Genomic DNA, 2,941 nt, shown 5'->3' with positions numbered 1-2,941 from the left:
TCGGACTTGCAGGAGGAGGCTTCGGCTTTAGCTACCACTACGCTAACGGCGGCGCGCCTACCTGCGCGGGCGGCGTGATCGGCGGAATGAACGCGGCAAGCGTCGGCGTCGTTAAGGACGGCAAATTCCTAGGGCTTGCGCAGGATCATAAACAAGGCGGTGAAGCAGCTCAAGCATGGCCGGTAAATACGGCGAAGGTCGCTTTTCCTCTAGCTCGTATCGCGGACGCGCTACTAAATCCGGGCAAGACGATCGACGCGAACGGTGCAAAGATCACCTATCCGAAGATCGATTTTATCTACTGGGTCGGCGGAAATCCGATCGTGCACCATCAAGATACCAACACCAACATAAAGGCTTGGCGCAAGCCGCGCACCATTGTAGTGAATGAAATTTACTGGACGCCGACTGCAAAGATGGCGGACATCGTGTTCCCGACCACGACGGAGTATGAGCGCAACGACATCACGATGAGCGGGGACTACTCCAATATGCATATCATCCCGATGAAGCAGGTTGTCGCCAAGCAGCACGGCGCGAAGGACGATTATCAAATTTTTACCGACCTTTGCAAGGCTTACGCAGACGGGCTTGCCGAGGCTTATACGGACGGCGGCAAAACGGAGATGGATTGGATCAAAGAATTTTACGAAGGGGCGGCTAGCGCCGTGAACGCAAACACCGCTTTGGGTATGCAGATGCCGAGCTTTGAGCAGTGGTGGGAGAAAAACGAGCCGACGGAATTTTACGAAACGCCAGAGAGTGCTGCATATGTGAGCTTTGAGGATTTTAGGAATGATCCTGTTTTGGAGGCTTTGGGAACGCCTAGCGGGCTGATTGAAATTTACTCCGACACGATCGCTGCGATGAACTACAAAGACTGCGGCGCGCATCCGATGTGGTTTGAGCCCGTCGAGTGGCTCGGGATGAAGGATAAGCCTGCGAAATTTCACCTGCTTAGCCTGCATCCGCTTGATCGCTTGCATTCGCAGCAGAGCAACACCTCAAATCGCAAGAGATACGCCGTCGCGGATCGAGAGCCGGTACTAATAAATACTGAGGATGCTAAGGAGCTCGGCATCAAGCAGGGCGATCTGGTGCGCGTTTATAACGCTCGCGGCGAAATTTTGGCGGGAGCCAACGTAAGCAGCGACATAATGCGCGGCGTGGTGCAGATATTCGAAGGCGCATGGTACGATCCTAACGCCGAGGGGCTTTGCAAAAACGGAAATCCGAACGTGCTTACGATCGATCTTCCTACGAGCGAGCTTGCCAACGGCAACATCTCCCACACGGCGTTAGTAAATATCGAGCTTTATAAACACAAGGCGGGCGAAGATATCAAACTAACCGCGTTTATGCCACCTAAAGGGGCTAAGTAGGGATTGGGAGCGGTTTAGGTTTTAAGACTGGCTCATTGCTGGCTTGGACTAGATACGCCGATCCTCTACAGGCTTTAGCCAAACTCGCCGTGGTTTTGCTACGGCGAGACATATCGATTTCGACTTACCGCGGCTTTATATAGTCGCGCCTGTGCACCGAGACCAATTTAGCTTGCTACAGCCTCGCGACTGCAACGATAGGTCACGGAGCTGATTTAAATTTTATAGCCTTGCGCTTGCAGTGATGACTGAGTTGATTTGATTTATCGTAACTTTGAGCTGTGGCAGGCTGGAGATAACAGCAAGCAATATTTGCCTCGCCGCCCTACTCTCTATTTACTCGTGAAATTCTCACTAAATTTAAGAACTTGCCGTTTGGGCTATAATTTCAATCCAAACTAAAAAACCACCTAAGCTTCCATTTAAAATTTTTCTTCGGAATTTGCGTATCGCTAAAATCGTCGCTGTAAATTTCGTTTTTATCGGTGAAATAGCCGCTATTTTGAGCCTGCGGTATAAAGTCGGTCTGATCTTCTATTTTTACGTTTAGCGCCCTGAAATATTGTAGCAGCTCACGATACTCTTTTGCAGATACGGCATTTATTAAAAAGTAATTTCTGTTGTTAAATTTAACGACAAAATTTCTTTTTAACAGCCAAAGGGGCTCCGAGCTCTTTTTGAGCTTGTAAATTTTATACGGCAGGGCAAATATTAAATATAGCATTAGATGCTTTATATAAAGAGCAAGTTTGCCTATATGAACGCCTATGCTTGAATATCTATATAACTCATACGAGCTTAAATAATGGAACCTGCCGTAAGAGTTTTCTAGTTCGCATACTACGCAGAAATGAACACTAGATATATTTGCGGACGGATCGGGGGCTATTTTGGTTTCGGAAATTATGCTATCTTTCATATCTATATTTTCGACGTAGCGGATCAGGCTGTTTGAAAAATAAAAATAGCTCGGATTTTTAGAAAAATTTTGCTCCGCCGAAATTCTTAGCCGTATGAAAGAATATGTCACAAAAATTAAAGAAACGATACCGAAAGCGCTAAATTTTCCCGTAGTGCCAGTCGTAATCAGATCATAACCCAAAAGCGAAAAACCCAATATGCAAGTAAATATGCTCCAGGAAAATACATGATAGACGGTGTAATCGTTTATGATCAATGGCTCTTTGTCGTAGTCTCTCATAAATCCCCTATTTTGTAAAATTTTGGCACATTATAACGCTTTATTCTCATAACGTATTAAAATTTAAAGTCATTTTGACCATTTAAATTTGTAAGTTCGTTATTAGGTAGAATTTTAAAATTCTACCCTACTTCGCCTTCTTTGCCGTATTTTGCCAGTCGTTGCATTTACATAAATGCAACGCGATGAGTTTAAAACGAAATATGCATACTAAGCGCGATTATACATAAAAGTAGCGCCAGCGGGACATAGACAAAGCGTCCGATATCATACCAGAGCTTGCCGCGGGCCCTATCTGCGCCCAGATTGATCTCATCTAAAATTTCATTCCGCTTAATCACCCAAAACCACGATATTG

General features: G+C 45.9%; 2 protein-coding genes and 1 pseudogene. 1 reads left to right on the top strand and 2 read right to left on the bottom strand.

The window, feature by feature from the left end:
* Positions 1-1,382 (top strand): molybdopterin dinucleotide binding domain-containing protein (locus Q0238_RS05610; RefSeq protein WP_297943778.1); only part of this gene is annotated, 1,382 nt, incomplete at its 5' end.
* Positions 1,383-1,770: 388 nt separating this feature from the next.
* Here the strand turns inward: Q0238_RS05610 and Q0238_RS05605 are convergent.
* Positions 1,771-2,583, bottom strand: a complete 813-nt coding sequence (locus Q0238_RS05605) for a hypothetical protein (RefSeq protein ID WP_297943775.1) — start codon at positions 2,581-2,583, stop codon at positions 1,771-1,773.
* A 191-nt stretch (positions 2,584-2,774) separates the two neighbouring features.
* A pseudogene (locus Q0238_RS12270) lies at positions 2,775-2,941 on the bottom strand (sodium-dependent transporter); the annotation flags it as partial.

It is taken from the genome of uncultured Campylobacter sp. (assembly GCF_938045775.1).
Taxonomy (GTDB): Bacteria; Campylobacterota; Campylobacteria; order Campylobacterales; family Campylobacteraceae; genus Campylobacter_B.
The sequence above is the reverse complement of the archived record's forward strand: the minus strand, read 5'-3'. Positions and strand labels throughout refer to the sequence as shown.